The 24,842-nt window shown below is 64.1% G+C and carries 24 protein-coding genes; 12 read left to right on the top strand and 12 right to left on the bottom strand.

The window, feature by feature from the left end:
• Positions 1 to 33 precede the first annotated feature (33 nt).
• From AC1RCO_RS00690 to AC1RCO_RS00720, 7 genes are all read left to right on the top strand, one after another.
• Positions 34 to 534 carry a Csu type fimbrial protein gene (locus AC1RCO_RS00690; RefSeq protein ID WP_015636329.1) on the top strand — a complete coding sequence of 167 codons (501 nt, stop codon included), beginning with the start codon at positions 34 to 36 and terminating at the stop codon, positions 532 to 534.
• A 102-nt stretch (positions 535 to 636) separates the two neighbouring features.
• Positions 637 to 1,173, top strand: coding sequence for a Csu type fimbrial protein (locus AC1RCO_RS00695; RefSeq protein WP_011062241.1), 537 nt, complete (start codon positions 637 to 639; stop codon positions 1,171 to 1,173).
• Positions 1,174 to 1,193: 20 nt separating this feature from the next.
• Complete coding sequence (locus AC1RCO_RS00700) at positions 1,194 to 1,730, top strand: Csu type fimbrial protein (protein ID WP_015636327.1); 537 nt, start codon at positions 1,194 to 1,196, stop codon at positions 1,728 to 1,730.
• Between the two features lie 4 nt (positions 1,731 to 1,734).
• Positions 1,735 to 2,235 carry a Csu type fimbrial protein gene (locus AC1RCO_RS00705; protein WP_015636326.1) on the top strand — a complete coding sequence of 167 codons (501 nt, stop codon included), beginning with the start codon at positions 1,735 to 1,737 and terminating at the stop codon, positions 2,233 to 2,235.
• A gap of 46 nt (positions 2,236 to 2,281) precedes the next feature.
• Positions 2,282 to 3,073, top strand: a complete 792-nt coding sequence (locus AC1RCO_RS00710; protein WP_492617224.1) for a fimbrial biogenesis chaperone — start codon at positions 2,282 to 2,284, stop codon at positions 3,071 to 3,073.
• Positions 3,074 to 3,192: 119 nt separating this feature from the next.
• A complete protein-coding gene (locus AC1RCO_RS00715; RefSeq protein WP_492617225.1) occupies positions 3,193 to 5,550 on the top strand; it encodes a fimbria/pilus outer membrane usher protein in 2,358 nt (785 codons plus the stop codon).
• A gap of 32 nt (positions 5,551 to 5,582) precedes the next feature.
• Complete coding sequence (locus tag AC1RCO_RS00720; RefSeq protein ID WP_011062236.1) at positions 5,583 to 6,572, top strand: Csu type fimbrial protein; 990 nt, start codon at positions 5,583 to 5,585, stop codon at positions 6,570 to 6,572.
• A 3-nt stretch (positions 6,573 to 6,575) separates the two neighbouring features.
• Here the strand turns inward: AC1RCO_RS00720 and AC1RCO_RS00725 are convergent, their stop codons facing one another.
• Entirely contained in the window at positions 6,576 to 7,301 is a 726-nt protein-coding gene (locus tag AC1RCO_RS00725) for an anti-sigma factor family protein (protein WP_019095137.1), read from the bottom strand.
• Positions 7,298 to 7,804, bottom strand: coding sequence for an RNA polymerase sigma factor (locus AC1RCO_RS00730; RefSeq protein ID WP_011062234.1), 507 nt, complete (start codon positions 7,802 to 7,804; stop codon positions 7,298 to 7,300). Before AC1RCO_RS00730 ends, AC1RCO_RS00725 begins: the two co-directional genes overlap by 4 nt.
• 167 nt (positions 7,805 to 7,971) lie before the next feature.
• Between AC1RCO_RS00730 and AC1RCO_RS00735 the strand changes: the two genes are divergently transcribed.
• Positions 7,972 to 9,057, top strand: coding sequence for a catalase family peroxidase (locus AC1RCO_RS00735; protein ID WP_492617226.1), 1,086 nt, complete (start codon positions 7,972 to 7,974; stop codon positions 9,055 to 9,057).
• Positions 9,054 to 9,593 carry a cytochrome b gene (locus AC1RCO_RS00740; protein WP_011062232.1) on the top strand — a complete coding sequence of 180 codons (540 nt, stop codon included), beginning with the start codon at positions 9,054 to 9,056 and terminating at the stop codon, positions 9,591 to 9,593. The genes AC1RCO_RS00735 and AC1RCO_RS00740 overlap by 4 nt, the downstream gene beginning before the upstream one ends.
• A 21-nt stretch (positions 9,594 to 9,614) precedes the next feature.
• Here the strand turns inward: AC1RCO_RS00740 and AC1RCO_RS00745 are convergent, their stop codons facing one another.
• The gene (locus AC1RCO_RS00745; protein ID WP_492617227.1) at positions 9,615 to 10,835 is read right to left on the bottom strand and encodes an MFS transporter; all 1,221 of its coding nucleotides are present in this window, start codon (positions 10,833 to 10,835) and stop codon (positions 9,615 to 9,617) included.
• Positions 10,836 to 10,939: 104 nt separating this feature from the next.
• Here AC1RCO_RS00745 and AC1RCO_RS00750 point away from each other — a divergent pair, with 104 nt between their 5' ends.
• Positions 10,940 to 11,395 (top strand): winged helix-turn-helix transcriptional regulator, encoded by a 456-nt coding sequence (locus AC1RCO_RS00750; protein WP_011062230.1) that lies wholly within the window; start codon positions 10,940 to 10,942, stop codon positions 11,393 to 11,395.
• 36 nt (positions 11,396 to 11,431) lie between these two features.
• Here the strand turns inward: AC1RCO_RS00750 and AC1RCO_RS00755 are convergent, their stop codons facing one another.
• Both AC1RCO_RS00755 and AC1RCO_RS00760 read right to left on the bottom strand, forming a co-directional pair.
• Positions 11,432 to 12,586 (bottom strand): M14 family metallopeptidase, encoded by a 1,155-nt coding sequence (locus AC1RCO_RS00755; protein WP_011062229.1) that lies wholly within the window; start codon positions 12,584 to 12,586, stop codon positions 11,432 to 11,434.
• A gap of 488 nt (positions 12,587 to 13,074) precedes the next feature.
• Positions 13,075 to 13,422 carry a DUF6124 family protein gene (locus AC1RCO_RS00760; RefSeq protein WP_015636319.1) on the bottom strand — a complete coding sequence of 116 codons (348 nt, stop codon included), beginning with the start codon at positions 13,420 to 13,422 and terminating at the stop codon, positions 13,075 to 13,077.
• A gap of 131 nt (positions 13,423 to 13,553) precedes the next feature.
• Between AC1RCO_RS00760 and AC1RCO_RS00765 the strand changes: the two genes are divergently transcribed.
• Positions 13,554 to 14,219, top strand: a complete 666-nt coding sequence (locus AC1RCO_RS00765) for a LexA family protein (RefSeq protein ID WP_011062227.1) — start codon at positions 13,554 to 13,556, stop codon at positions 14,217 to 14,219.
• 53 nt (positions 14,220 to 14,272) lie between these two features.
• On the opposite strand, the gene AC1RCO_RS00770 is transcribed toward AC1RCO_RS00765, so the two are convergent.
• The 4 genes from AC1RCO_RS00770 to AC1RCO_RS00785 are packed head-to-tail and all read right to left on the bottom strand — an operon-like array spanning position 14,273 to position 19,834.
• A complete protein-coding gene (locus AC1RCO_RS00770; protein WP_019095141.1) occupies positions 14,273 to 16,219 on the bottom strand; it encodes an acetyl/propionyl/methylcrotonyl-CoA carboxylase subunit alpha in 1,947 nt (648 codons plus the stop codon).
• Entirely contained in the window at positions 16,219 to 17,034 is an 816-nt protein-coding gene (locus AC1RCO_RS00775) for a gamma-carboxygeranoyl-CoA hydratase (protein ID WP_342402404.1), read from the bottom strand. Before AC1RCO_RS00775 ends, AC1RCO_RS00770 begins: the two co-directional genes overlap by 1 nt.
• A gap of 17 nt (positions 17,035 to 17,051) precedes the next feature.
• Positions 17,052 to 18,659 carry a carboxyl transferase domain-containing protein gene (locus tag AC1RCO_RS00780; protein ID WP_015636317.1) on the bottom strand — a complete coding sequence of 536 codons (1,608 nt, stop codon included), beginning with the start codon at positions 18,657 to 18,659 and terminating at the stop codon, positions 17,052 to 17,054.
• 11 nt (positions 18,660 to 18,670) lie between these two features.
• Positions 18,671 to 19,834, bottom strand: coding sequence for an isovaleryl-CoA dehydrogenase (locus AC1RCO_RS00785; protein WP_015636316.1), 1,164 nt, complete (start codon positions 19,832 to 19,834; stop codon positions 18,671 to 18,673).
• A 228-nt stretch (positions 19,835 to 20,062) separates the two neighbouring features.
• Here AC1RCO_RS00785 and AC1RCO_RS00790 point away from each other — a divergent pair, with 228 nt between their 5' ends.
• Positions 20,063 to 21,766, top strand: a complete 1,704-nt coding sequence (locus AC1RCO_RS00790) for an AMP-binding protein (RefSeq protein ID WP_492617228.1) — start codon at positions 20,063 to 20,065, stop codon at positions 21,764 to 21,766.
• A 611-nt stretch (positions 21,767 to 22,377) separates the two neighbouring features.
• On the opposite strand, the gene AC1RCO_RS00795 is transcribed toward AC1RCO_RS00790, so the two are convergent.
• From AC1RCO_RS00795 to AC1RCO_RS00805, 3 genes are all read right to left on the bottom strand, one after another.
• Complete coding sequence (locus AC1RCO_RS00795) at positions 22,378 to 23,277, bottom strand: hydroxymethylglutaryl-CoA lyase (protein ID WP_047337304.1); 900 nt, start codon at positions 23,275 to 23,277, stop codon at positions 22,378 to 22,380.
• A 62-nt stretch (positions 23,278 to 23,339) separates the two neighbouring features.
• A complete protein-coding gene (locus AC1RCO_RS00800) occupies positions 23,340 to 23,744 on the bottom strand; it encodes a MerR family transcriptional regulator (protein WP_011062220.1) in 405 nt (134 codons plus the stop codon).
• Between the two features lie 125 nt (positions 23,745 to 23,869).
• On the bottom strand, positions 23,870 to 24,805 hold the full coding sequence (locus AC1RCO_RS00805; RefSeq protein ID WP_011062219.1) for a LysR family transcriptional regulator: 936 nt from the start codon (positions 24,803 to 24,805) through the stop codon (positions 23,870 to 23,872).
• Positions 24,806 to 24,842 lie beyond the last annotated feature (37 nt).

Below are 24,842 nucleotides of genomic sequence, written 5' to 3' on the forward strand. Positions count from 1 at the left end.
GAGGCCTTGAATGGATATAAGGGTGTGGCAGTGATGAGCGCATTGCTCAGCGCGACAGCAGGGGCCGCGGACTTGCAGGTGCAGGTCCGGGTCGATGTGCTGCGTGGCTGCCAGTTGGTCGGCCAGCAGCGCGAAGCGGGGATCGAACAGCTCGGTACCCTGGACTTCGGCAGCACCGCGCGCCTGGACGACCCGGCCGGGCCCTTGTCGGCGGCACTGCCGGGCAGCCGCCAGCCGCGCCTGGAATGCAACCCCGATACCCCCTATCAGATGCGCATCGACGGCGGCCTGCACGGTGGCGTCGGCGAGGTGCGCTACCTGGCCAGCAACACCCGGGCCGGCAAACCCATTCCTTATCGCCTCTACCAGGACCCGGCCCGGCGGATTCCGCTGCCGGTGAATGTACCGGTCAGTGGTCGGGTGCCGGATTCCGGCACGGTGGACCTGCCCTTGTACGGGCGTATCGAACCTTTGGCCGAGATCCCCCGGGCCGGCGGTTATTCCGATGTATTGAAAGTGACCCTGACCTGGTAGGGCCGGGGCATGAATGCTGCCACCAGTAACGGGGCAGAGCAGGGAGGGCGGTTCATGGTGAACGGCCCATGTGGGAGTCCTGATGGAACTGGGATGGCTGCAATGAAAGGCAGGACCTGGACGATTGTCGCCCTGGGTTCGTTGTGCCTGTTGGCGGACGACGCCCAGGCGGCAATCAGCGGGCAGATCCAGGCACGCCTGGTGATTACCGCTGCCTGCCAGGTCAGCAGCGGCGGCGATCCGTCTGCCAGCCCGATCGGCGACCCGGGCATGCTCAACTTCGGCCAGCAGGGCCCGACCTGGGTCGCGCCGATCAAGGCCAGCCTCACCAACAGCGCCGAGGGCCAGCTGCAGGTGGCCTGCAACTCCTCGGTCACCGGCTTCACCGTGACCATCAATGGCGGCCTCAACGGCGACGGCACGACCCGGCGCTTGAGCAATGGCCGCCAGACCATCCCCTATCGATTGTTCGTCGATGCATCCGGTAGCGACAGCTACAGCATCGGCCAGCAGCGCAATTTCGCAGTGAGCAGCGGCAGACGGATTCCCATCCCGGTGTTCGGCTCTGTGGTCGCGAATACCCGCGCGGTTCCGGCAGGGCTCTACACCGACACCCTGACCATCACGCTGGATTGGTAAACCATGAGAGGACACACATCATGCACGCGCTTGTATCCAGAATCGGCTGGCCTCTGTTGGGGCTGGTCATGGCTTCAACGGCCAATGCCGCCACCACGGTCACCGGGCAGATCAGCTCGACCCTGATCCTCACCAGCAGTTGCCAGGTCAACGGCGTCGGCGGCAGCACCGGGCTGAACTTCGGTGCCCTGAACTTCGGCACCACCAACAGCCTGTTCACCACGGCCACCGGCCAGGTGCTGGGCGGCGGTGGCGGCGCGCTGTCGATCCTCTGCTCCACCGGCACCACGCCGACCCTGACCATCCAGGGCGGCGCCAATGACGGCAAGTCCACCGGTGGCACCCGGGCCCTGTTCGACGGGGTGGCCAACTATGTGCCCTATGACCTGTACACCGACTCCGGGCATTCGCAGATCGTCGCGATCAACGGCGTGATCAACCTGGCGCCAAGCACCGGGGTGGCGCAAACCGTGAACCTCTATGGCCAGGCGGTGGGCAAGGCGGGGCTGCCGGCCGGCACCTACACCGATACGGTGTCCGTGCAACTGACCTTCTGATGCCATGGCCAGCCACGCTTGTGCGCTGCTGCTCCTGGCCTGCGCGAGTGCCTGGCCGGGGTGGATCGCTGCGGCCACCAGCCAGAGCTTCCAGGTCAGCGCCACCATCACCGCCGGGTGCCTGGTGGTGGGGGGCGTCAGCAACTACGGCAGCCTGGCCTTCGGCAGCCAGTCGGCGCTGTCCACCAGCACGGTCAGAGTGGCGCTCACCGGGGGCGTGCAGTTGCAGTGCACGCCGGGGGTGACCCTGAACATGACGGTGGACGGAGGCCAGTACAACAGCAGTGGCCGGCACATGCAGCTCAATAGCGGTAGTGCGCGGGTGGCCTATCAGTTGTTTCGCGATGCGGGCTACAGCCAGAGCCTGGGGATAGGTCAGAGCGTGGCCGTGGCCTACAGCGATGCCAATAACATCAGCCTGCCGATCTACGGGCAGGTGCAGTTGCCGGGCAATCAGCCTGGGGGGACGTACAGCGATGTGCTGCAGGTGCAGCTGTCGTGGTGATGGGGCGCATTCATAACCAGCCGGCAGGCGGACAAGGAGTAGCAGTATGCATTTACCTTTGCAGGGCATGCGGGGGACCGGTTATCTGATCCTGGCGGGGCTGTTGGCGGTTGTACCCAGGGTTCAGGCCGCCAGTTCGGTGCTGATCTGGCCGATCGACCCGGTACTGGAGGCCGATCAGCAGGCCAGCGCGCTGTGGCTGGAGAACCGCGGTACCGAGACCGCCAACCTGCAGATCCGGGTGTTTGCCTGGAGCCAGAGCGGCTTTGCCGACCAGTACCAGAACCAGCGCGATGTCATCGGCAGCCCGCCGGTGGCGAAGATCGAGCCGGGGCAGAAGCAACTGGTACGCCTGACCCGCACCCGCGAGGTGCCACCGGGGCAGGAGCTGGCGTACCGGATCATCATCGACGAGATTCCCTCGGCCAAGCCCATCACCCCGGAAGGGGATGCCAAGAGTGCGGCAGCGATCCGCTTCCAGATGCGCTACTCGGTGCCTTTGTTCGCCTATGGCGCCGGGCTGTGGAGCAAGGAAGACACCTCCCGTCCGCGCGATCCCAAGGGGGCCGGCGTGCCGGACCTGAGCTGGCGCAAGGTGGCAGTGGACGGCAAGACGTTTTTCGAGCTGCGCAACCAGGGCGCGGTGCACGCCCGCCTGACCGATGTGGCCTTCAGGCAGGGCGGGCAGGCCCGGCCCGTGGCGCCTGGGCTGCTGGGCTATGTGTTGCCCGGGGCGGTGATGCGCTGGCCGGTGCCGGAAACCCTGGCGGCCGAGTCGACCCTGCAACTGCGGGTCAATGGAGCACCGCAGGTACAGGACCTGGCGCCTACGCACTGAGCCCCGGGCGCAACGCGGCCGCCAGTCGGACGGCCGGTGGGGAGAGGTACGGACGGATGTGAGCGCGGTGGCGCATCCGCCCCGGGATGGAGATGTCCATAGATGGACTTGAGCCCGCAATGAGCCAGGACCCGGCTCGGCGTTTTCGCAGGTGGCAAGGGCTGGTGACCGGCCTGTGTAGCCTGATGCTGGCCGCAGAGGTGCCGGCGGGCGAACTGCCGCCGCCGCCCAGCAGCCTGGAGTCGATGGCCGATGCACAGCTGTTTCTGGAACTGGTGATCAATCAGATGAACACAGGGAAGGTGGTGGCGGTGGAGCAGCGCTCCGGCCGGCTGTTTCTGCCGGCGCAGACCCTACGTGAAACCGGGATCAAGCTGCCCGAGGGGCTGGGCGCCGAGGTCGACCTGGACAGCCTGCCGGGCCTGCACAGCGACTACGACAGCCAGGGCCAGCGGCTGCTGCTGGACGTGCCGCCCGACTGGTTGCCGGAGCAATTCATCGGCAGCCGCCAGGCCTACCCACGGACCCCGGCCCTGATCAGCTTCGGCGGGTTGCTCAACTACGACCTGTACCTCAACGACACCGATGACGGCGGCACCTACCTGGCGGCCTGGAACGAGGTGCGGCTGTTCGACTCCTGGGGCACGCTGTCCAACACCGGGCAGTACCGCCAGACCCTGTCGGGGGTTGGGAACAGCTCCCTGAACAACGGTTACCGACGCTATGACACCACCTGGCGTTTTTCCGACGATGAACGCCTGCTGACCTACGAGGCCGGTGACCTGATCAGTGGCGCCTTGCCCTGGAGCAACTCGGTGCGCCTGGGCGGGGTGCAACTGTCCCGGGATTTCTCGGTGCGTCCGGACCTGGTGACCTATCCCTTGCCGCAGTTCGCCGGGGAAGCAGCGGTGCCGTCCTCGGTGGACCTGTTCATCAACGGCTACAAATCCAGCAGCGCCGACCTGCAGCCCGGCCCCTACACCCTGACCAACATTCCCTTCATCAACGGCGCCGGCGAAGCGGTGGTGGTCACCACCGATGCCCTTGGCCGGCAGGTGTCTACCACGGTGCCGTTCTACGTCACCAGCACCTTGCTGCAAAAGGGCCTGACGGACTTCTCGGTGGCCGCGGGTACCTTGCGCCGGGACTACACCCTGCGCGACTTCGGCTATGGCCCGGGGGTGACTTCCGGCAGCCTGCGCTACGGCCTGAGCGACAGCCTGACCCTGGAAGGCCATGCCGAAGCCTCGGACTCCCTGACCCTGGGCGGGGTCGGCGGCAACCTGCGGCTGGGGCAGTTCGGGGTGATCAATACCGCCGTCAGCCAGAGCCGTTTCGACGGCGACGGCGGCCAGCAGTTGAGCCTTGGCTATCAGTACAGCAGCCAGCGCTACAGCGTCGCCTACCAGCGGGTGCAGCGGCGTGATCAGTACGCCGACCTGACGGTGGTCGACAGCCCCTACACCAGCCTCAGCCAGCGTAGCGAGCAACTGACCCTGAGCCTCAACCTGGAGCGCTTCGGCAGCCTGGGCGCCGGTTATTTCGACGTGCGCGCAGCCGACTCGACCCGTACCCGGCTGTTGAACCTGACCTGGAGCAAGCCGCTGTGGCACAGCAGCAGCTTCTACCTGTCGGCCAACCGCGAGATCGGCGACAGCCACTGGGCCATGCAGGCACAACTGGTGATCCCCTTCGACCTGCACGGCAGCCTGAGCCTGAGCAACGAGCGCAGCAAGACCGGGGAAAACCGCCAGCGGGTCAACTTCAGCCGCTCGGTGCCGATCGAAGGCGGGGTTGGCTACAACCTTGGTTACGCCACCGGCAGTGGCGCCGACTATCGCCAGGCCGATGTGACCTGGCGCCTGCAGTCGGTGCGCCTGCAGGCCGGGGTCTATGGCACCAGCGATGCCGAGACCCGCTGGGCCGATGCCAGCGGTTCACTGGTGTGGATGGACCGCCAGGTGTTCGCCGCCAACCAGATCGACGACGCCTTCGTGGTGGTCAGTACCGACGGCTACAAGGACATCCCGGTGCGCTATGAAAACCAGCTGGTGGGCCAGACCGACAAGAACGGCCATCTGCTGGTGCCCTGGAGCAGCGCCTATTACCGCGGCAAGTACGAGATCGATCCGCTGAACCTGCCGGCCAACGTGCAGAGCCCGAATGTCGAGCAGCGGGTGGCGGTGCGGCGTGGCAGCGGCTACCTGCTGGAGTTTCCGCTGACCCGGATCATTGCCGCCAGCGTGGTGCTGGTGGACGCCCAGCAGCGCGAGCTGCCCCTGGGCAGCAACGTCACTCATGAGCAGAGCGGGGCGCGGACGGTGGTCGGCTGGGATGGGCTGGTCTATCTGGAAAACCTCGCGCCCCAAAACACCCTGCACGTGGAACTGGCCGACGGCAAGACCTGCCGGGCGCAGTTCGACATCGACATGCAACAGCAGCAGGTGCCGTTGATTGGCCCGCTGGTCTGTCAGTAACGGCGGTATCACCGGATCAAGGAGCGTGGCGTGTGAATGCGGGCAAGGGATGGCGACAGGCAATACTGGGGCTGCTGGCGAGCGTGCTGTCGTGCACGGCCCAGGCACTGTGCACAACGGTCCCGACCGCGCCGGCAGGCTTCGGTACCGTCAGCTCGATCCTGGTGCGCACCACCTCGCAGCCGGCCTCCACCACCAATGCCGGGCTGAGCTGTACCGGCTCGCTGCTGAGCATTCTGGCCAGCAACGATCATTTCTACGCCACCATCACCTCCACCACCAGCGGCATGGTGGGACCTACCGGCGACGTCATCAGCTACACCCTGTACGCCAACAACAGCACCAGCTATCCGATCACCCGCGGGGTGCAGTTCGACTTCGCCCGCAATTCCATCATCGATCTGCTGGGCCTGCTGGGCAGCCCGACCGTGGCCAAGACGGTGCCCATCTACCTGGGTACGCTCACCGGCAGCAACGTTGCGGCGGGGGTCTATACCGAGAACCTGAGCATTCTCTGGAGCTGGAACTATTGCTCCGGAATCGGCGCCCTGGGGATCTGTCTGGGCCGGGATGTCGGCAGCGGTACCCAGAGCCTGACCGTGAACATGACGGTGTCCAACGATTGCGTGATCACTGCGCCGAACATCAGTTTCGGCAGCGCGCCGGTGATCAGCGCCTTCGCGACGGTGACCGGGCAGACCATCAACCTGGCCTGCACCAAGGGCAGTGCCTACACCGTGGGCCTGAGCGACGGCCAGCACCCGGTGAGTGCGGGGGGGCGCAGGCAGATGATTTCCGGCAGCAACTACCTGGCCTACGACATCTTCAAGAGTGCCGGTAGCACCCGCTGGGGCAGTGTCGGCAGTGCCCGGCGCTCCAGCACCGATGCCGAGGTGAACCCCGGCAACGGCCTGGGCACCGGCAGCCAGATCTTCAACTACAACGCCAGGATCTACACCGACCAGAGCACCCCGCCGGCCGGCACCTATATCGACAACGTGGTGCTGGACGTGGGCTTCTGAGGGCTACAGGGGAATTTCCGCCGGGCCGACCATGGCGTAGTTGTAGCCCTGGCCGGACCAGTACTGCGCCTGCAACGGGCCCTCGCGGCGGCTGCCCGGGGGCAGCAGCTTGTTCTGCGGCCCTGGCGGGCGGATGTAGAAGCTGACCTTGCGCCCCTCGCGATCCTCGTACAGCACCATGGCCGCCGGGCCTTGCTCGGTGCTCAGCAGGCGCCCGCTGACGGCCCTGAACCCGGCCCCCTGCAGATCCGGCAATGGGCTGGCCTGGGTGAAGTAGCGGTCCAGCCAGGCCTGCATGCTCTGATTGCCCTGTACCTTGAAGTCCGCGGGGAGCATGCCCTGCTCGGCAAACAGACGATAGGCCTGCAGGGCGTCGGTCATGGGCAGCACGCTGCTGCCGGCCAGGGTCAGTTCCCGCGCCTGCCAGCCGCTCAGGCCGCCCACGCCCACCGCCACCAGGAGCACCGCGGCACTGGCCAGGCGGCGCAGGCTACGTTGCTTCAGGCGCGCGCGGATCTGCACAGGGTCCAGCGCCGGGTTGGCCGGCTGCAGCAGGGCACCACCCAGGGCCGCCCGCAGGTGCTGGGCGTCCTGCTGCCAGGCCTGGACCCGGGCCGCCACCTGCGGGTGGCTGGCCAGGTAGTGTTCCAGCAGCCGGCGGTCCTGCTCACTGAGTTGGTGGTCGACATAAGCGTGCAAGTCGCTGTCGCTGGGGGGCAGGCTGATCATTTGAGTATCCGTAGAGAAGGGCTGCTGATTTCGCCGTCGCTGAGTTGGCGCAGGGCCTGGCGGGCCCGGGACAGGCGCGACATCACGGTGCCGGTGGGCACTTGGAGAATCTCGGCGATCTCCTTGTAGCTCAAGCCTTCCACCGACACCCAGAGCAGCAGGGCGCGCTGTTCGGCATTCAGGCGGTCGAAGGCTTCCAGGGTCGATTGCGCCATCACCGTGCGCTCCACCGAGGGCTGGCTGTCGTCACGGCCGGTGAAGAACTCCAGCATCCGCGCGTAGCGTCGGGAACGCCGGTGGGCATCGAGGAACTGCCGGTAGAGGATGGCGAACAGCCAGGCCCGCAGGTCGCCTTCGGGGCGTTTCTCGGTCCATCCGGCGAGGGCGCGTTCCAGGCAGGCCTGCACCAGATCGTCGGCGCTGCTGGGCTGGCGCGTCAGGGACAGGGCAAAGCGGCGCAGCCTTGGAATCAGCGGGCGTAGCTGTTGGTCGAGATCGTTCATGAAATCCTGCGGATGCTGGGCCAGTCACTAGGCTTGAGGCTAGGAAGACGCGCCGCACAGCAGGTTATTCCAGCCGCAGGAAAATAAATACCGGTCGTGGAATAACCCTGGGCGAGCTGCGTCTGACAGATCCTTGCCCTCATGGCTATGCGTATTGGAGATGTCCCATGGTTGATCCTTCATCAAAGCCCGACCGCCCACCCCTGGGGCCCGTCAGCCTGACCCTGCGCCTGGGCGCCATTGTCCTGGTGGTGGCTGCTGCTGGGGCGGCTATGGCCTATGTGCATGGCCGCCTCGATCCCGGTCGCCTGACCCCCAAGGCCCTGGTGGATGTGCTGGAAACCAACAATGGCGTGCACCCGGGGTATCGCCGCAATCACGCCAAAGGGGTGTGCGTCATCGGTTACTTCGAAAGCAGCGGCGAGGCCCGGGCCTACTCCACGGCGCTGGTGTTCAATGAGGCACGCACGCCGGTGGTGGGGCGCTTTGCCCTGCCCAGTGGCAACCCCTATGCGCCGGACAGCAGCGTGCCGATCCGCAGCCTGGCGCTGCGTTTCCTCCAGGCCAACGGCCAGCAGTGGCGGACCGGGATGAACAGCATGCCGGTGTTCCCGGTGGGCACTCCCGAAGCCTTCTATCAGTTGCAACAGGCCGGCTCCCCTGATCCGGCCACGGGCAAGCCGGACCCGAGCAAAGTGCCGGCATTCTTCGCCAGCCATCCCGAGGCGACGCCGTTCCTGCAATGGGTCAAGGGCGCCAAACCTTCGGCCAGCTATGCCAGTGAAAGCTACAACGGGATCAATGCCTTCTACCTGGTGGATGGCAGCGGCAAGCGCCAGGCAGTGCGCTGGGGGGTAGTGCCCGAGACCCGGGATGGGCCTGATGCAGGCAGTGCCCCGCAAGGCGCCGACTACCTGGAGCAGGACCTGGTTCGGCGCCTGGCCCAAGGGCCGCTGCGCTGGCGCTTGCAGATCACCCTGGCGGCGCCCGGTGACCCCACGGATGACGCCAGCAAGGCCTGGCCGGCGCAGCGGCCGGTAATCAACGCCGGGACCCTGGTGCTGCAAAGCACCCAGGCGCAGAACAGCGGCGAGTGTCGGGACATCAATTACGACCCGCTGATCCTCCCCAGCGGCATCCAGGCGTCCGACGACCCTCTGCTGGCAGCGCGCTCTGCGGCCTACGCCAGTTCCTACCTGCGTCGCACCAGCGAAGTCAGCCAATTGCCCGGCGCCCAGGAGCCACGTCCATGAATAGCCAACCTCGACATTTCGCTCCCCTGGCGCGCCTGCTGCACTGGCTGATGGCGTTGCTGATCATCGCCATGCTGTTCATCGGCGCCGGCATGGTGGCCTCGGTTTCCGCGCGTCATGAATGGCTGATCCACCTGCACAAGCCCCTGGGGATCGCCATCCTGCTGTTGGTGCTGGTGCGCCTATGGGTGCGTTTCTACACCCGACAACCGCCGTTGCCGGCAGACCTGCCGGGCTGGCAGGTGCTGGCGGCCAAGGCCTCCCATGTGCTGCTGTACGCCTTGATGCTGAGCCTGCCGCTGCTGGGCTGGGGCATGATCTCGGCGGCCGGCGACCCGGTGATGCTCGGCAGTTCGCTGCAACTGCCGGCGATCCTGCCGGCCAATGCCCAGCTGTTTGCGGTGTTGCGCAAGGCCCATGGTTATCTGGCGTACCTGCTGTTTTTCACCGTGCTGCTGCATCTGGCCGCGGCGCTGTTCCATGGCTGGGTACGTCGCGATGGCGTGCTGCAGAGCATGCTGCGCGGCCGCGGTTGATTGAACCCGGCGGCGCCGGGCTCAAGTGGCGCAACGAACCCTGGCCGCGGCTTTGCCCGGGGCCAGGCTCCACAGCCAGTAGATCAGCGCCACGCCGTTGATCCCGGCACCCAGCAGGTAGACCCCGGTCCAGCCGGCCCAGGCATAGGTGGCGGTGGCGGCGATGGAGCCTGCGGCGCTGCCCAGGGAATAGAACAGCATGTAGCCGGCGGCCAGTCGGCTCTGCGCCTCGGGGCGCACGCTGTAGATCAGGCTCTGGCTGGTGACGTGCACGGCCTGCAGGCCCAGGTCGAAGCTGATTACCCCGAACAGCAGGGCCCACAGGGACGATTGAGTGAAGGCAATGGGCAGCCAGGACAGCAGCATCAGGCCCAGTGCCAGGCCGCTGGTCCACTGCGCCAGGCCGCGGTCGGCCAGGTGCCCGGCCCGTGCCGCGCCCAGGGCGCCTGCCGCGCCGGCGAGGCCGAACAGGCCGATCTCGGTGTGGGACAAGGACAGTGGCGGGGCACTCAATGGCAACACCAATGGCGTCCACAGCACGGTGCCGGCGGCGAAGATCAGCATCGCCAGCACCGCCCGGTCCCGCAGCACTTTTTCCTCCCTGAACAGTTGCAGCAGCGAACCGAGCAATTGCCCGTAACCCTGGGTGGCCTTGGGTTGCTCGCGGGTAGGCAGGGTTTTCCACAGGGCCAGGGCCACCAGCAGGGTCAGCCCGGCGGACAACAGATAGACCGAACGCCAGCCCGCCAGGTCGGCCATGGTCCCGGCCACGGTACGGGCCAGCAGGATGCCTACCACCACGCCGCTGGTGACCATGCCCACGGTTCGGCCGCGTTGCTCTGCCGGGGCCAGGTTGGCGGCGTAGGCCACCAGTACCTGGGTTACCACCGCCAGCAGGCCGATGCAGGCCATGCCCAGCAGCAGCCAGGCGCTGCTCGGGGCCAGGGCCACGGTGAGCAGGGCCAGCACCGAGAGCAGGGTCTGGGTCACGATCAGCCGTCGCCGGTTGTACAGGTCCCCCAGGGGCACCAACAACAGCAGGCCCAGGCCATAGCCGACCTGGGTCAGGGTGATGACGATGCCCACGGTGGCCGGCGCCAGGTCGAAGGTATGAGCCATGGCATCCAGCAGTGGCTGGGCGTAGTAGACGTTACCCACCGCCAGACCGCAGGCGATGGCGAACAGCAGCACCACTTTGGTGGAAAGAGCAGGCGAGGCATGAGGGGAAGAATTGGCTGACATGTTGGGCTCCGAGTTTTGGTTTCATAATGAAACCAGTTGTACGGTAAAGATCGTGGTTTTATATTGCAACCACTTTCCTTTGGCCTGATCGGAGAATGCCCTACATGGTCAAGCGCACCAGCCTGCAAGATGCCGAGTGCCCGGTTGCCCGCTCACTGGACGCCATTGGCGACTGGTGGTCGCTGCTGATCGTGCGGGATGCCTTTGACGGAATCCGCCGTTTTGGCGAGTTCCAGCGCAACCTCGGCATGGCCAAGAACATCCTGGCCACACGCCTGCGGACCCTGGTGGAACATGGGGTGTTCGAGGTTGTCCCGGCGTCGGATGGCAGTGCCTACCAGGAGTACGTGCTGACGGAAAAGGGCAGGGGGCTGTTTCCCCTGATCATCGGCTTGCGCCAATGGGGCGAAGCGTTTTTCTACCAGGAAGGGGAAGCGCATTCACGGATGGTCGACCGGCAGACCGGGCAGCCGTTGCGCGCGCTGGAGCTGCGCTCGGCGGACGGGCGCTTGCTGGGGCCGGAGGATTGCCGGCGGGTGCCGGTCGGGGAGGGTGACTGAGGGCTGCGCAACGGGGGGCGCAGCCCTCAGTCGGGTTCAGCGCAGGTGATCCACCAGGTCGGCCAGGGTGCTCAACACATCCTTGCCCAGTTGCATGGAGCGTTTGCCCGACCAGCCGGTGAGCGGGTTGGGGTTGTCATCGTGGTCCTTGAAGGGCATTTCCAGGGTCAAGGCCAGGCAGTCGTACTTTTCCCCGACGGCATTGCAGGCCAGGGCCATGTTGGCCTGGCCGGGTTTGTCCCGGGTGTAGCCGTGGGTGGTCTGGAAGTCCCGGGTCTGGCGTTTCAGGTGGCTGCGGAAATGCTCCTCGAGCTTCTCCAGTCGCGGGGTATAGCCCGGGTTGCCTTCGCAGCCGGCGGTGAACACGTGGGGAATCTCTTCATCGCCGTGCACATCGAGAAACAGGTCGACGCCGTATTGTTCCATCTGCTGCTGGACGAACAGCACTTCCGGGCTGAGTTCCTGGCTGGCGGTCTGCCAGGCACGGTTCAGGTCCTGGCCCTGGGCGTTGGTGCGCAGGTGGCCGTGGAATGCGCCGTCGGGGTTCATGTTCGGCACCAGGTACAGGTCGGCCTTGGCCAGTAGCGCGTTGAGCTCCGCATCATCGTGACGGAACAGGCGCTCGATCACGCCCTCCATGAACCATTCGGCCATGTGCTCACCGGGATGCTGCTGGGCGATGATCCAGATCTTGCGTTGGCCTGGCGCGCCGCTGCCTTTGCGCAGCAACTGGATGTCCCGGCCTTCGACGCTTTTACCCACGGCCAGCAACTCGGTGCCGGCCTTGGTCAGGGCCTGGTCGATCAGCCAGTCGTGGCGGCCACGGCTGTAGGGTTCGAAGTAGGCGAACCAGGCATGGGTCTGGGTGGCTTCCAGGTTGAAGCGCAAGGCGTCGCCTTCGAAGATCGTCGGTACGCGAAACCAGTTCACATGGTCGTAGGAGGCCACTGCCTGGTAGCCGGTCCAGGCTTTGTTGTAGGAGGACTGGCTGGCGTTGGTCAGGCGAAACCAGTGTTCCTGGCCGACATGCAGGCCGCTGACCTTGAAATGAAACCACTGGAAGTGCGGGCTGCGGGTATCCGGGCGGATGGCCAGCAGTGCCTGCAACGGGTTGCTGATATCCAGTACGTCGATGTTGCCACTGTCGAAATCAGCGCAAATATCAAAAGAAGTGTGATTGCCCACGGTCATAATCGATTCCTTATCAGGATTGTTATGAGCGCTACTCTACACAGAAGGGGGGGTAAAAGAAGGGGGGCGTCGTCCTTGACGCAGACGAAGCTTAGTGGCTATGCGATTGATTCTCAAGCGCTACTTTTTGATTTGCGAGGCTTTTACGACGGGCGTTTGCTTGCAAAAGGACATTCTTTTGCTATCATCGCCGCCATTATTTTTTGCGACACCTACAGTCTTCATTAGCCTGAAGCCAAGCCAGAAAAACTGGCAAAAAAAAAGACCCGGCAAAAAGCCGGGTCAAAAACCGTGATTAGCCTGATGAGGAGATAATCCAAAGGTCCGACCTAAGGTCCTTTGGGCTATCGACTGATCTCGCGACCAGTTGCTTGCAATAATAATCATTATCATTTGCAAGTCAAATGTTTTTCCCCGCCTTCCGGAAAATATTTTTCCACTTCCGTTTTTTCCCGTCGCTGGCTTCACGTCCAGCCGTACGCAGGGCTTCAGTTCGACTCAACGCGCTGGCTTTCCAGTGATTTGTCCACCAGGGCCTTGGCCAGATCGATCATGTGCACCACTGAAAACGCCAGGTCGCGATTGGCTCCCCGCAGATTGTCCGCTGCATCGTAGGCGGTGGCCGCTGCACAGCGCAGCAGGTCGGAAGCGTGGATCATGGCTTCCTCGCTGCTCAGGCTGCGCCTGATTTCGAAGAACTTCTCTTCCTTGTCTGACTCGGTAATGGCCGGCTTCAAGTAATAGTCCATTGCGCGTCGGGCAGCCTGGCTGTCCTTGAGTGAGCTTAATGTGGTCTCTGTATCGAGTTCCGGCACGTCCTTGCTGCTTGTGTTCATGAAGTGTTCTGCCCTGTCTGAGAAAGGAAATAGGGGTAGGCCGATGCTAATACATATTGTAATTGTGACGGGATTTCAAATACTACAAGTTGTGTGTTGAGGCTGGAAATACACAACGTATTGTTCGGCCCATGGACAAATGGATCGAGTTGGTCAAAGCCAACATGAAAGGCCGCAAGGTCACACAGGAAAAGCTCGCCGAGCGCCTGGGCATGTCTCAAGGGGGTATCGGTCACTGGTTGAGCAAGCGCCGCCAACCGAAGATCGAAGACATGAACCGGGTGCTGGAAGAGATCGGCATGGGCTTTCTCGAAGTGGCCCTGGTGGTCCGCGAGAAACCCTTGCTAGGAGACGATGGCGAGCCCCTGGCAGACGGGCCTGCGCTGCTCAACAAGTACAACCCGTACTTCCGATACCCGGTGAGCGATTGGCGGGTGGCCGGCGAAGTTCGCGAAGACGGGCAGCCTGCCTACGTGCCGGAGCGCTACGAGCTTTCCGACTATCAGGCCCGGGGCGCGGCATTCTGGCTGGTGGTGGTCGGCGACGCGATGATCGCTCCCAGCGGTCTGAGCATCAGCCAGGACATGCTGATCCTGGTGGACCCGGCGATTGGCGCCGAACCCGGGAAGTTGGTGGTTGTACAGTGTCCTGGTAGTGACGAGGCGATCTTCCGCAAGTTGGTGCAAGAGGGTGGTTTGCGTTACCTGGTTCCGCTCAATCCTACTTATCCGAAGATGCTCTACAGCGACAAGTGCCGGATTATTGGTGTAGTCGTACAAGCTACTGCGAAGTTTTAACTTTCCCTAGAAGCCCCTTCCTGCAAACAGGAAGGGGCTTTCTTACTTGGGAGTTATTCCAACTCCACCAATGCACTGCCTTCGCTGACCATTTCGCCTTCCTGGCAATACAGCGCCTTGATGACCCCGGCCTGGGGGGCACGAATGCTGTGCTCCATCTTCATGGCTTCCAGCACCACCAATTGCGTACCGGCCTCGACGCTTTGACCCGGGCTGACCAATATCCGAACGATGCTGCCATTCATCGGCGCAGTCAGCCCGCCTTGCTGGCTATGGCTGGCTTCGGCCGCGGCAATCGGGTCATAGGCGCTGACGGCATGTGTGTCGCCCTGCCAGTTCAGGTACAGGGTGTCGCCGCGGCGGATGGCCCGGTGCTCGCGGCGCAGTCCCTGTTGCTCTGTCCATAGGTGCTCGCCCTGCAGCTCAAAGGCCGCAGTGCGAGCGCCAAGGCTGATGGCCTGATCCTGGCCGGCGCAGCTCAGGTGCAGGCTGGTTTGCGCTGGCAGGCCGTTGCGCCAGCCGTTGATGGCGGACCATGGCGAGTCGGGATCATCGCTTCGTGTGCGTGGCGGCTGGCTCTGGCTGAAGGCGTGGGCGGCCGCTTGCCAGAAGTCTGCACTCAGCTCGCCTGCGGCTGGCAGCAACTGCTCCTGATAGCGAGGGATAAAGCCGGTATCCAGCTGCGCTTCGGCAAAGGCCGGGTGGGCAATGATGCGCCGCAGAAACGCCAGGTTGGTCTTCAGGCCACCGATGACGAACTCGTCCAGCATGCTCAGCAACCGCAGGCGCGCCTGCTCGCGGTCTTCGCCCCAGGCAATGAGCTTGCCCAGCATCGGGTCGTAGAAGGGCGAAACGCTGTCGCCTTCCTCGACACCGCTGTCCACCCGCCGACCGGGGCCTGCAACCGATTCGCGGTACAGCTCCAGGCGCCCGGTGGCCGGAAGAAAGTCGTTGGCCGGGTCTTCGGCATACAGCCGTACTTCGATCGCATGCCCGCGCAGTGGCACCTGCTCCTGGCTGATGGGCAGGGTTTCGCCGCGGGCCACGCGGATCTGCCAGGCCACCAGGTCCAGACCGGTGATGGCCTCGGTGACCGGGTGTTCCACCTGCAATCGGGTGTTCATCTCCATGAAGAAGAATTCGCCACGGGCATCCAGGAGAAACTCCACGGTGCCCGCGCCCACGTAGCCAATGGCCTGGGCCGCGCGCACCGCGGCTTCGCCCATGGCCTTGCGCAGTTCGGGGCTGAGGCCCGGGGCCGGAGCTTCCTCGACCACTTTCTGGTGGCGGCGCTGGATCGAACAGTCGCGTTCGTTGAGGTACAGGCAGTTGCCGTGCTGGTCGGCAAACACCTGGATCTCCACGTGCCGTGGCTTGAGCAGGTACTTTTCCACCAGCATCCGCGAATCGCCGAAGGACGACTGGGCTTCGCGCTGGGCCGAGGCCAGGGCTTCGGCCAGTTGGCTGACGTCCTCGACGACTTTCATGCCCTTGCCGCCACCGCCCGCGGTGGCCTTGAGCAGCACCGGGTAGCCGATGCGTTCGGCGGCATTGCGGAAGGTTTCCAGGTCCTGGGCTTCACCGTGGTAACCCGGAACCAGGGGCACCCCGGCGGTTTCCATCAGCGCCTTGGCTGCCGACTTGCTGCCCATGGCGTCGATGGCCGCGGCAGGCGGGCCGAGGAAAATCAGCCCGGCGGCTTCGATGGCTCGGGCAAAACCGGCGTTCTCCGAGAGAAACCCATACCCGGGATGGATGGCCTGGGCGCCGCTGGCCCGGGCGGCGGCAATCAGCTTGTCGATCTGCAGGTAGCTGTCGGCAGCCTTGCTGCCGCCCAGGTCCACGCGGATATCCGCTTCACGGCTGTGCCGGGCGTCGCGGTCAGTAGCGCTGTGCACGGCCACGGTGGTCAGGCCCAGGGCCTTGGCGGTGCGCATCACCCGGCAGGCGATCTCGCCGCGGTTGGCCACCAGCAGGGTGTCTAGAACAGGGGCGCTCATCAACGGGACTCCTTGGACGTGGTCTCGGACTGCCAGCTGGGCGGGCGTTTTTCCAGGAATGCCCGCAGGCCTTCCTGGCCTTCGGCGCTGACCCGGATGCGGGCGATGGCGTTTTCGCAATAGCGACGCAGGGCGGTGGTCAACGCGCCGTTGCCCACTTCCCGCAGCAGGTCCTTGCTGGCGCGCATCGCCTGGGGACTGTTGAGCAGCAGATTGTCGACCCACTGCTGGACCTGTTGATCCAGCTCTGCGGCGGGATAGCTTTCTGCCAGGAGACCGATTTCCCGCGCCCGCTGGCCGCCAAAGCGTTCGGCGGTGAGGGCATAGCGGCGGGCAGCGCGTTCGCCGATGGCCTGGACCACGAACGGGCTGATGACCGCTGGTGCCAGGCCGATGCGCACTTCGGAGAGGCAGAATTGCGCCTCGTCACTGCCGATGGCCATGTCGCAGCAGCTGATCAGGCCCAGGGCCCCGCCAAAGGCCGCGCCTTGCACCACCGCCAGGGTCGGGATCTTCAGCTTGGCCAGGTTGTACATCAGCTCCGCCAGTTCCCGGGCGTCGTCGAGGTTGGTGTGGTAGTCGAGCTCGGCCGATTGCTGCATCCAGGCCAGGTCGGCGCCGGCGCTGAAATGCCGGCCGCGCCCGCGCAGCAGCAGGAAGCGCAGGCTCTGGTCGCCCTGCACCTGATCCAGGGCGAGGATCAGTTCACGGATCATTTCGGCGTTGAAGGCGTTGTTCTTGTCTTCGCGGCTGAGCCACAGGGTGGCGAAGCCTCGAGGGTCACGCAGCAGTTCCAGGGTATTGAAGTCGCTCATGTTCTTCTCGCGCAGGATTACATGCGGAACACGCCGAAGCGGCTCTGTTCGATGGGGGCGTTGAGGGCCGCAGACAGGGCCAGGGCCAGTACGTCACGGGTTTGCGCCGGGTCGATGACGCCGTCATCCCAGAGCCGTGCGCTGGAGTAGTAGGGGTGCCCCTGATGCTCGTACTGGTCGAGGATCGGCTGCTTGATCTGGGCTTCCTGGGCGGCGTCGAAGCTTTGCCCGCCGCGCTCGGCCTGTTCGCGCTTGACCTGCACCAGGACTCCGGCGGCCTGCTCGGCCCCCATCACGCCGATGCGCGCGTTGGGCCACATCCACAGGAAGCGCGGGTCATAGGCCCGGCCGCACATGCCGTAGTTGCCGGCACCGAAACTGCCGCCGATGATCACCGTGAACTTCGGTACCTGGGCGCAGGCCACTGCGGTCACCAGCTTGGCGCCGTGCTTGGCGATGCCGCCAGCCTCATATTTCTGCCCCACCATGAAACCGGTGATGTTCTGCAGGAACAGCAGCGGAATCCCGCGCTGGCAGGCCAGCTCGATGAAGTGCGCGCCTTTTTGCGCGGCTTCGGCGAAGAGGATGCCGTTGTTGGCGAGGATGGCCACCGGGTAGCCGTGCAGGTGGGCGAAGCCGCAGACCAGGGTGGTGCCGAACAGGGCCTTGAACTCATCGAATACCGAACCGTCCACCAGCCGGGCGATGACTTCACGTACATCGAACGGTTGCTTGGGATCGGCCGGGACCACGCCATAGAGTTCGTCGCGGGCATACAGCGGAGCGATCGGCGTGCGTTGTTGCAATTGGCCCTGTTTGTGCCAGTTGAGGTTGGCCACGCTGCGCCGGGCCAGGGCCAGGGCGTGCTCGTCGCTCTCGGCATAGTGGTCGGCGACCCCGGAAATCTTGCAATGCACATCGGCGCCGCCCAGGTCCTCGGCACTTACCACTTCGCCGGTAGCGGCTTTCACCAGGGGAGGGCCGGCGAGAAAGATAGTGGCTTGTTCACGGACCATGATGGCTTCGTCGGCCATGGCCGGAACATAGGCACCCCCGGCGGTGCAGGAGCCCATCACCACGGCGATCTGCGGGATGCCCTGGGCGCTCATGTTGGCCTGGTTGAAGAAGATCCGCCCGAAGTGCTCGCGGTCCGGGAACACTTCATCCTGGCGCGGCAGGTTGGCGCCGCCGGAGTCCACCAGGTAGATGCACGGCAGGCGGTTCTGCTGGGCGATGGTCTGCGCCCGCAGGTGCTTTTTCACCGTCAGCGGGTAATAGGAACCGCCTTTCACCGTGGCGTCGTTGGCCACGATCATGCATTCGACGCCTTCCACCCGGCCGATACCGGCAATCACGCCAGCGGCGGGTACGTCTTCGCCATAGACCTCATAGGCGGCCAGGGCACTGATTTCCAGGAACGGCGAGCCGGGGTCGAGCAGGCGGTTGATGCGCTCGCGGGGCAGCAGCTTGCCCCGCGAAGTGTGGCGCTCCTGGGCCTTGGCGCCGCCGCCTTGCTGGACCTGGGCGAGCAGGCTGTGCAAGGCGTCGACCTGGGCCAGCATCGCCTCGCTGTTGGCCACGAACTCCGCCGAGCGCGGGTTGAGCTGGGTATGCAAGATTGCCATGGACAGCTCCGTTAGCGGGTTTCGTTGAACAGTTCGCGACCGATCAGCATGCGGCGGATCTCGCTGGTGCCGGCGCCGATCTCGTAGAGCTTGGCGTCGCGCAGCAGGCGGCCGGCGGGGAATTCATTGATGTAGCCGTTGCCGCCGAGGATCTGGATTGCGTCGAGGGCCATCTGGGTCGCGCGCTCGGCGCTGTAGAGGATCACTCCGGCGGCATCCTTGCGGGTGGTTTCGCCGCGCTCGCAGGCTTGGGCCACCGCATACAGGTAGGCGCGGCTGGCGTTGAGCTGGGTGTACATGTCGGCGATCTTGCCCTGGATCAGCTGGAATTCGCCGATGCTCTGGCCGAACTGCTTGCGGTCGTGGATGTAGGGCACCACCAGGTCCATGCAGGCCTGCATGATCCCGGTGGGGCCGCCGGAGAGCACCACGCGCTCGTAGTCGAGGCCGCTCATCAGCACTTTGACGCCACCATTGAGCACGCCGAGGATGTTTTCCTCCGGCACTTCCACGTCATCGAAGAACAGCTCGCAGGTGTTGGAGCCGCGCATGCCCAGCTTGTCGAACTTGTTGCTGCGGCTGAAGCCTTTCCAGTCGCGCTCGACAATGAACGCGGTGATGCCGTGGGGGCCTTTCTCCAGGTCGGTCTTGGCGTAGATCACGTAGGTGTTGGCATCGGGGCCGTTGGTGATCCAGGTCTTGCTGCCGTTGAGCACGAAATGGTCGCCGCGTTTGTCGGCCCGCAGCTTCATCGACACCACGTCGGAGCCGGCATTGGGTTCGCTCATGGCCAGGGCGCCGATGTGTTCGCCGCTGATCAGCTTGGGCAGGTATTTGCTCTTCTGTTCGTGGTTGCCGTTGCGGTTGATCTGGTTCACGCAGAGGTTGGAGTGCGCGCCGTAGGACAGCGCCACCGAGGCCGAGCCGCGGCTGATCTCCTCCATGGCCACCACATGCGCCAGGTAACCCAGGCCGGCGCCACCGTATTCTTCCGCCACGGTGATGCCCAAGAGGCCCATGTCGCCGAATTTGCGCCACATGTCGGCGGGGAACAGGTTGTCGACGTCGATCTGCGCTGCCCGGGGTGCCAGCTCCGCCTTGACGAAGGCCTGGACCTGTTGGCGCAGCATGTCGATGGTTTCACCGAGGGCGAAGTTCAGGGTCGGGTAACTCATGGCGGGGCACCTTCAAACTTGTTTTTATTGAGGGAACAGGATGTCGAGAGCGGCGCGGCCTGGCTCTCACCTTTACGTTAACGTAAACCTGCGACCGGTGGCTGTCAATCGCCCTTTACGTAAACGTCAACTTGCGCCAGAGTAGCGAGGCTTTCGATTGGAGCCAGGCTGTTTTGCACCTTTCGCCTGGCTCCTGCACACCCACTAATAAAGACAATAGGGGTCGTCATGGAACACTCGGGTTTCCAGCCGGATCGCAGTTACACCCGTGGTACGCAAGACCAGCCGCTGCTGGCGTTGACCATCGGCCAGGCTTTCGATAACACCGTCGCCGCCTATCCCCAGGGCGAGGCTCTGGTGGTGCGCCACCAGCAGCTGCGCTACACCTGGCAGCAACTGCTCGAGGCGGTCGACCTGCATGCCCGGGCGCTGCTGGCCCTGGGGCTCAAGACCGGCGATCGCCTGGGGATCTGGGCCCCCAACTGCGCCCAGTGGTGCATCGCCCAGTTCGCCAGCGCCAAGATCGGCGCGATTCTGGTGAACATCAATCCGGCCTACCGCAGTTCCGAGCTGGAGTATGTGCTCAGGCAGTCCGGCTGCCAGTGGCTGATCTGCGCCGGAGCCTTCAAGACGTCCGATTACCACGGCATGCTCCAGGGCCTGGTGCCCGAGCTGGCGCAACAGTCCATCGGCCAATTGCACAGCGAGCGGTTACCCGAGCTGCGCGGGGTGATCAGCCTGGATGCGCAGCCGCCGTCGGGTTTCCTGCCTTGGTCGCAGCTATCGGCGCTGGGGGCGGGGGCCACGGCCGAGCAGTTGCAGGCGCGCCAGGACAGCCTGGATTTCGACCAGCCGGTGAATATCCAGTACACCTCCGGCACCACCGGTTTCCCCAAGGGCGCGACCCTGAGCCACTACAACATCCTCAACAACGGTTACATGGTGGGGGAGAGCCTGGGCCTGACTGCTGCCGACCGGCTGGTGATCCCGGTGCCGCTGTACCACTGCTTCGGCATGGTCATGGGCAACCTGGGGTGCATCACCCACGGCACCACCATGATCTATCCCAATGACGCCTTTGACCCGCTGCTGACTTTGACCGCGGTGGCCGAAGAGCGCGCCACCGGCCTGTACGGCGTACCCACGATGTTTATCGCTGTGCTCGATCAGCCCCGACGCAGCGAGTTCGACCTGTCGAGCCTGCGGACCGGGATCATGGCCGGGGCCACCTGCCCGATCGAGGTGATGCGCCGGGTGATCAGCGAAATGCACATGAGCGAAGTGCAGATCGCCTACGGCATGACCGAAACCAGCCCGGTGTCGCTGCAGACCGGGCCGGACGACGACCTGGAACTGCGGGTGACCACCGTGGGCCGGACCCAGCCGCACCTGGAGAGCAAGATCATCGACGAGGCCGGCAATGTGGTGCCCCGCGGCACCATCGGTGAGCTGTGCACCCGGGGCTACAGCGTCATGCTCGGTTACTGGAACAACCCTGAGGGCACCCGCGAGTCCATCGATCAGGCCGGCTGGATGCACACCGGTGACCTGGCCACCATGAACCAGCAGGGTTATGTGTGCATTGCCGGGCGCAACAAGGACATGATCATTCGCGGTGGCGAGAACATTTATCCGCGAGAGCTGGAAGAGTTCTTCTTCACCCATCCTGCGGTGGCCGATGTGCAGGTAATCGGCATCCCCTGCGACAGGTACGGCGAGGAGATCGTCGCCTGGATCAAGTTCCACCCTGGCCATTCGGCCAATGAGCTGGAGCTGCAGACCTGGTGCAAGGAGCGTATCGCGCACTTCAAGACGCCGCGTTACTTCAAGTTCGTTGAAGAGTTTCCCATGACCGTGACCGGTAAGATCCAGAAGTTCCGCATGCGCGAAATCAGCATCGAGGAGCTGCGTGAGCGCATGAGCAAGGGGTGAACCCGGATGGAGCGTGCATCGGCGCCGGTGCACGCTTTATGGGCAGCAAAGAGGGATTGCAGAAAGCACAAAGGGGAGCCGAAGCTCCCCTTTAATTTTGTCGTTGCGTGCTCTTTTTTTATTATTGAGGGGCGGTCTATTGTTGTTTTTGGCAACCGTTGCCCTTTACTGCTGTTTTTGGCGATCCCCATCCGGGATCAAGAGCAAACGTATTTTTTTGAGCGCTGATTCAATGTGTCGCCAGGGCGATCCAACCAGTTCGGGAGCTACCTCAGGGTAGTTTTATTGTTCTCTGACCGGTTGCGGGTGGCTCTTGCAAGCCCTCCTGCACAGTGCATCCTCTCCAAAAAAATCTGTTAGCTGCGTCTCTGCCGTGTTGTTTTTGTTATCTCAGAGTCGTTACGTCTTATTTTTATTAGGTTTGCTGCTTTTTATTCTTGTTATGCCATAGAGATAGCAGAAGCCGTGCCAACTTTTTAAAGTCCTTTAAAATCAATGGTTTGATAATTTTGTAGGACAATCTGTACCGCAACAAATTCGACAAACTGTTTCCGTGTTACTCGTTCCCGCCCCAGATCGGAGTGGCCGGTAACACCCGGCCGCACAATGCCTCAGCTGGCGTTACGCGCCTTGGCCACGCGGGAGCCGGTGGGGCGCCCCAGCACGTTGCAGATCTGCCGGCCGGCGTCGATCAGGCGGTCCATGTCGATACCGGTATGGATGCCCAGGCCATTGAGCAGGTAGAGCACGTCTTCGGTGGCGACGTTTCCGCTGGCGCCCTTGGCATAGGGGCAGCCGCCGAGGCCGGCGATGGAGCTGTCGAACACCGCGATGCCTTCCAGCAGGCTGGCGTAGACATTGGCCAGGGCCTGGCCGTAGGTGTCGTGGAAGTGCCCGGCGAGTTTTTCCCGTGGTACCTGGGCGCCTACCACCTCGAACATGCGCCGGGTGGCACCGGCGGTGCCGGTACCAATGGTGTCGCCCAGAGAGACCTCGTAACAGCCCATGTCATGCAGTTCACGGGCGACCATGGCCACCTGTTCCGGGGCCACTTCACCTTCATAAGGGCAGCCCAGCACGCACGACACGTAACCGCGCACGCTGATGCCGTGCTGCTTGGCGGCGTCCATGATCGGCACGAAGCGTTCCAGGCTTTCGCTGATGGAGCAGTTGATGTTGCGCTGGGAGAAGGCTTGCGAGGCCGCGGCGAACACCGCCACTTCCTTGACCCCAGCCGCCAGGGCATCTTCGAAACCCCGCAGGTTGGGCGCCAGTGCGCCATAGACAACCCCGGGCTTGCGCTGGATACGGGCGAAGACCTCGGCTGAACCGGCCATCTGCGGCACCCATTTGGGTGACACGAAACTGCCGACTTCTATGTAGCCCAGGCCGGCGGCGGTGAGGGCATCCACCAATTGCACCTTGTCTTCGACGCTGATGGGCTGGGCTTCGTTCTGCAGGCCGTCGCGGGGGCCGACTTCGATCAGGCGTACATGGCTGGGGAGTGACATAGAGGTTCACCTTCTTATAGGGAGTGGCGGATACCGGCGTCCGGGCGCAGGTGTGCCGATGATTATCGGGCGGTGCTTTTCTGGTTCAGGATGGTCTGTTCCAGCGCCTGGGTGCAGCGCTCTTCGGCGGTGTCCAGTTCCAGCTTCATCTGTTCGATGTCGAGCAGTTGCTGTTCGAGCTGTTCGCGACGCTCGGCGATTTTCGCCAGCATGCTGTGCAGCTGCTTCAGGTTGCCGCTGCTCGGGTCGTAGAGCTCGATCAGTTCGCGGCACTCGGCCAGGGAAAAGCCGATGCGCTTGCCCCGCAGGATAAGTTTCAGGCTGACCTTGTCCCGGGGCGAATAGATGCGCTCCTGGCCACGGCGTTCGGGAGCCAGCAGGCCCTGCTCTTCATAGAAGCGGATGGCCCGGGTGGTGATGTCGAGCTCGCGGGCGAGGTCGGAAATGCTGTAGGTCTGGCTGCTCATGGAGGCGCTCAAGAGGGGGCTTGGCGCTAAGCTAAAGGCAGGTTGACGTATACGTCAAGCAGTCCGAGCCGATCCCGTTCGCCGGCAAGCCGGCTCCTGCAGTGAGGGCTTGCCGGCGAAAGGGCTCAGGCGGTCTGCTGGTCGAGCTTCTTTTCGTAGGCCGTGACCTGCTGGCAGAGCTCGATCATCTGCTCGCGCATCCAGCGGTTGGCCGGGTCCTGGTCGGTGCTCTCATGCCAGTACAGGTGGGTTTCCACCGGCGGGACATCATTGACCGGCAGGTTGAACGCGTGCAGTTCATGGCGACGGGCAAAGCGCTCCGGTACGGTCATCACCATGTCGGTCTGCTGCAGCACCTGGGAAGCCATCAGGTAGTGCTGGGAGCGCAGGGCGATCTTGCGCTGGATACCCATCTTGCCCAGGGCCAGGTCGACATGCCCGAGGCCGCTGCGGCGGCTGGAGATATGGATGTGGGTCAGGGACAGGTAATCGTCCAGGCTGAATTTTTCCTTGCCCGCCAGCGGGTGGCCCTTGCGCATGGCGCACACATAGCGGTCTTCCATCAGCTTGACGTGACGCACCTGGGGGTCGGTATTGAGCGGTGCGTCGACGGCAAAGTCCAGGCGCCCGGCTGCCAGCTCCTTGGTGGTTTCCCGGCGCTTGGAGAGAAAGCTTTCGATGATCACCGCCGGCGCCAGGCGCCGCAGGCGCTGGAACAGTGGTGGCAGGATCACCGCTTCGGTGAGGTCGGTCATGCTGATGCGGTAGGTCTTGACCGCTTGCAGGGGGTTGAAAATGCGACTTTCCTGGACCGAAACCCGCAGCAGCGACAGGGCATTGCGCACCGGCCCGATGATGTTCTGCGCCATGGGCGTGGGCACCATGCCCTGGGCGGTACGCACGAAGAGCGGGTCGTTGAAGGTCTCGCGCAGGCGTGCCAGGGCGTTGGATACCGCCGGTTGGGTGATGCCGACGATCTGCCCTGCGCGGGTCAGGTTGGCTTCGGTGTAGATCGCATCGAAAACGATGAAGAGGTTGAGATCGACCTTGCTCAGATTCATTGCGCTGCACTCTTATTGTTAGGGCCTGTGGGAGGGC

Source organism: Pseudomonas sp. GW823-FHT03E05 (genome assembly GCF_058796855.1).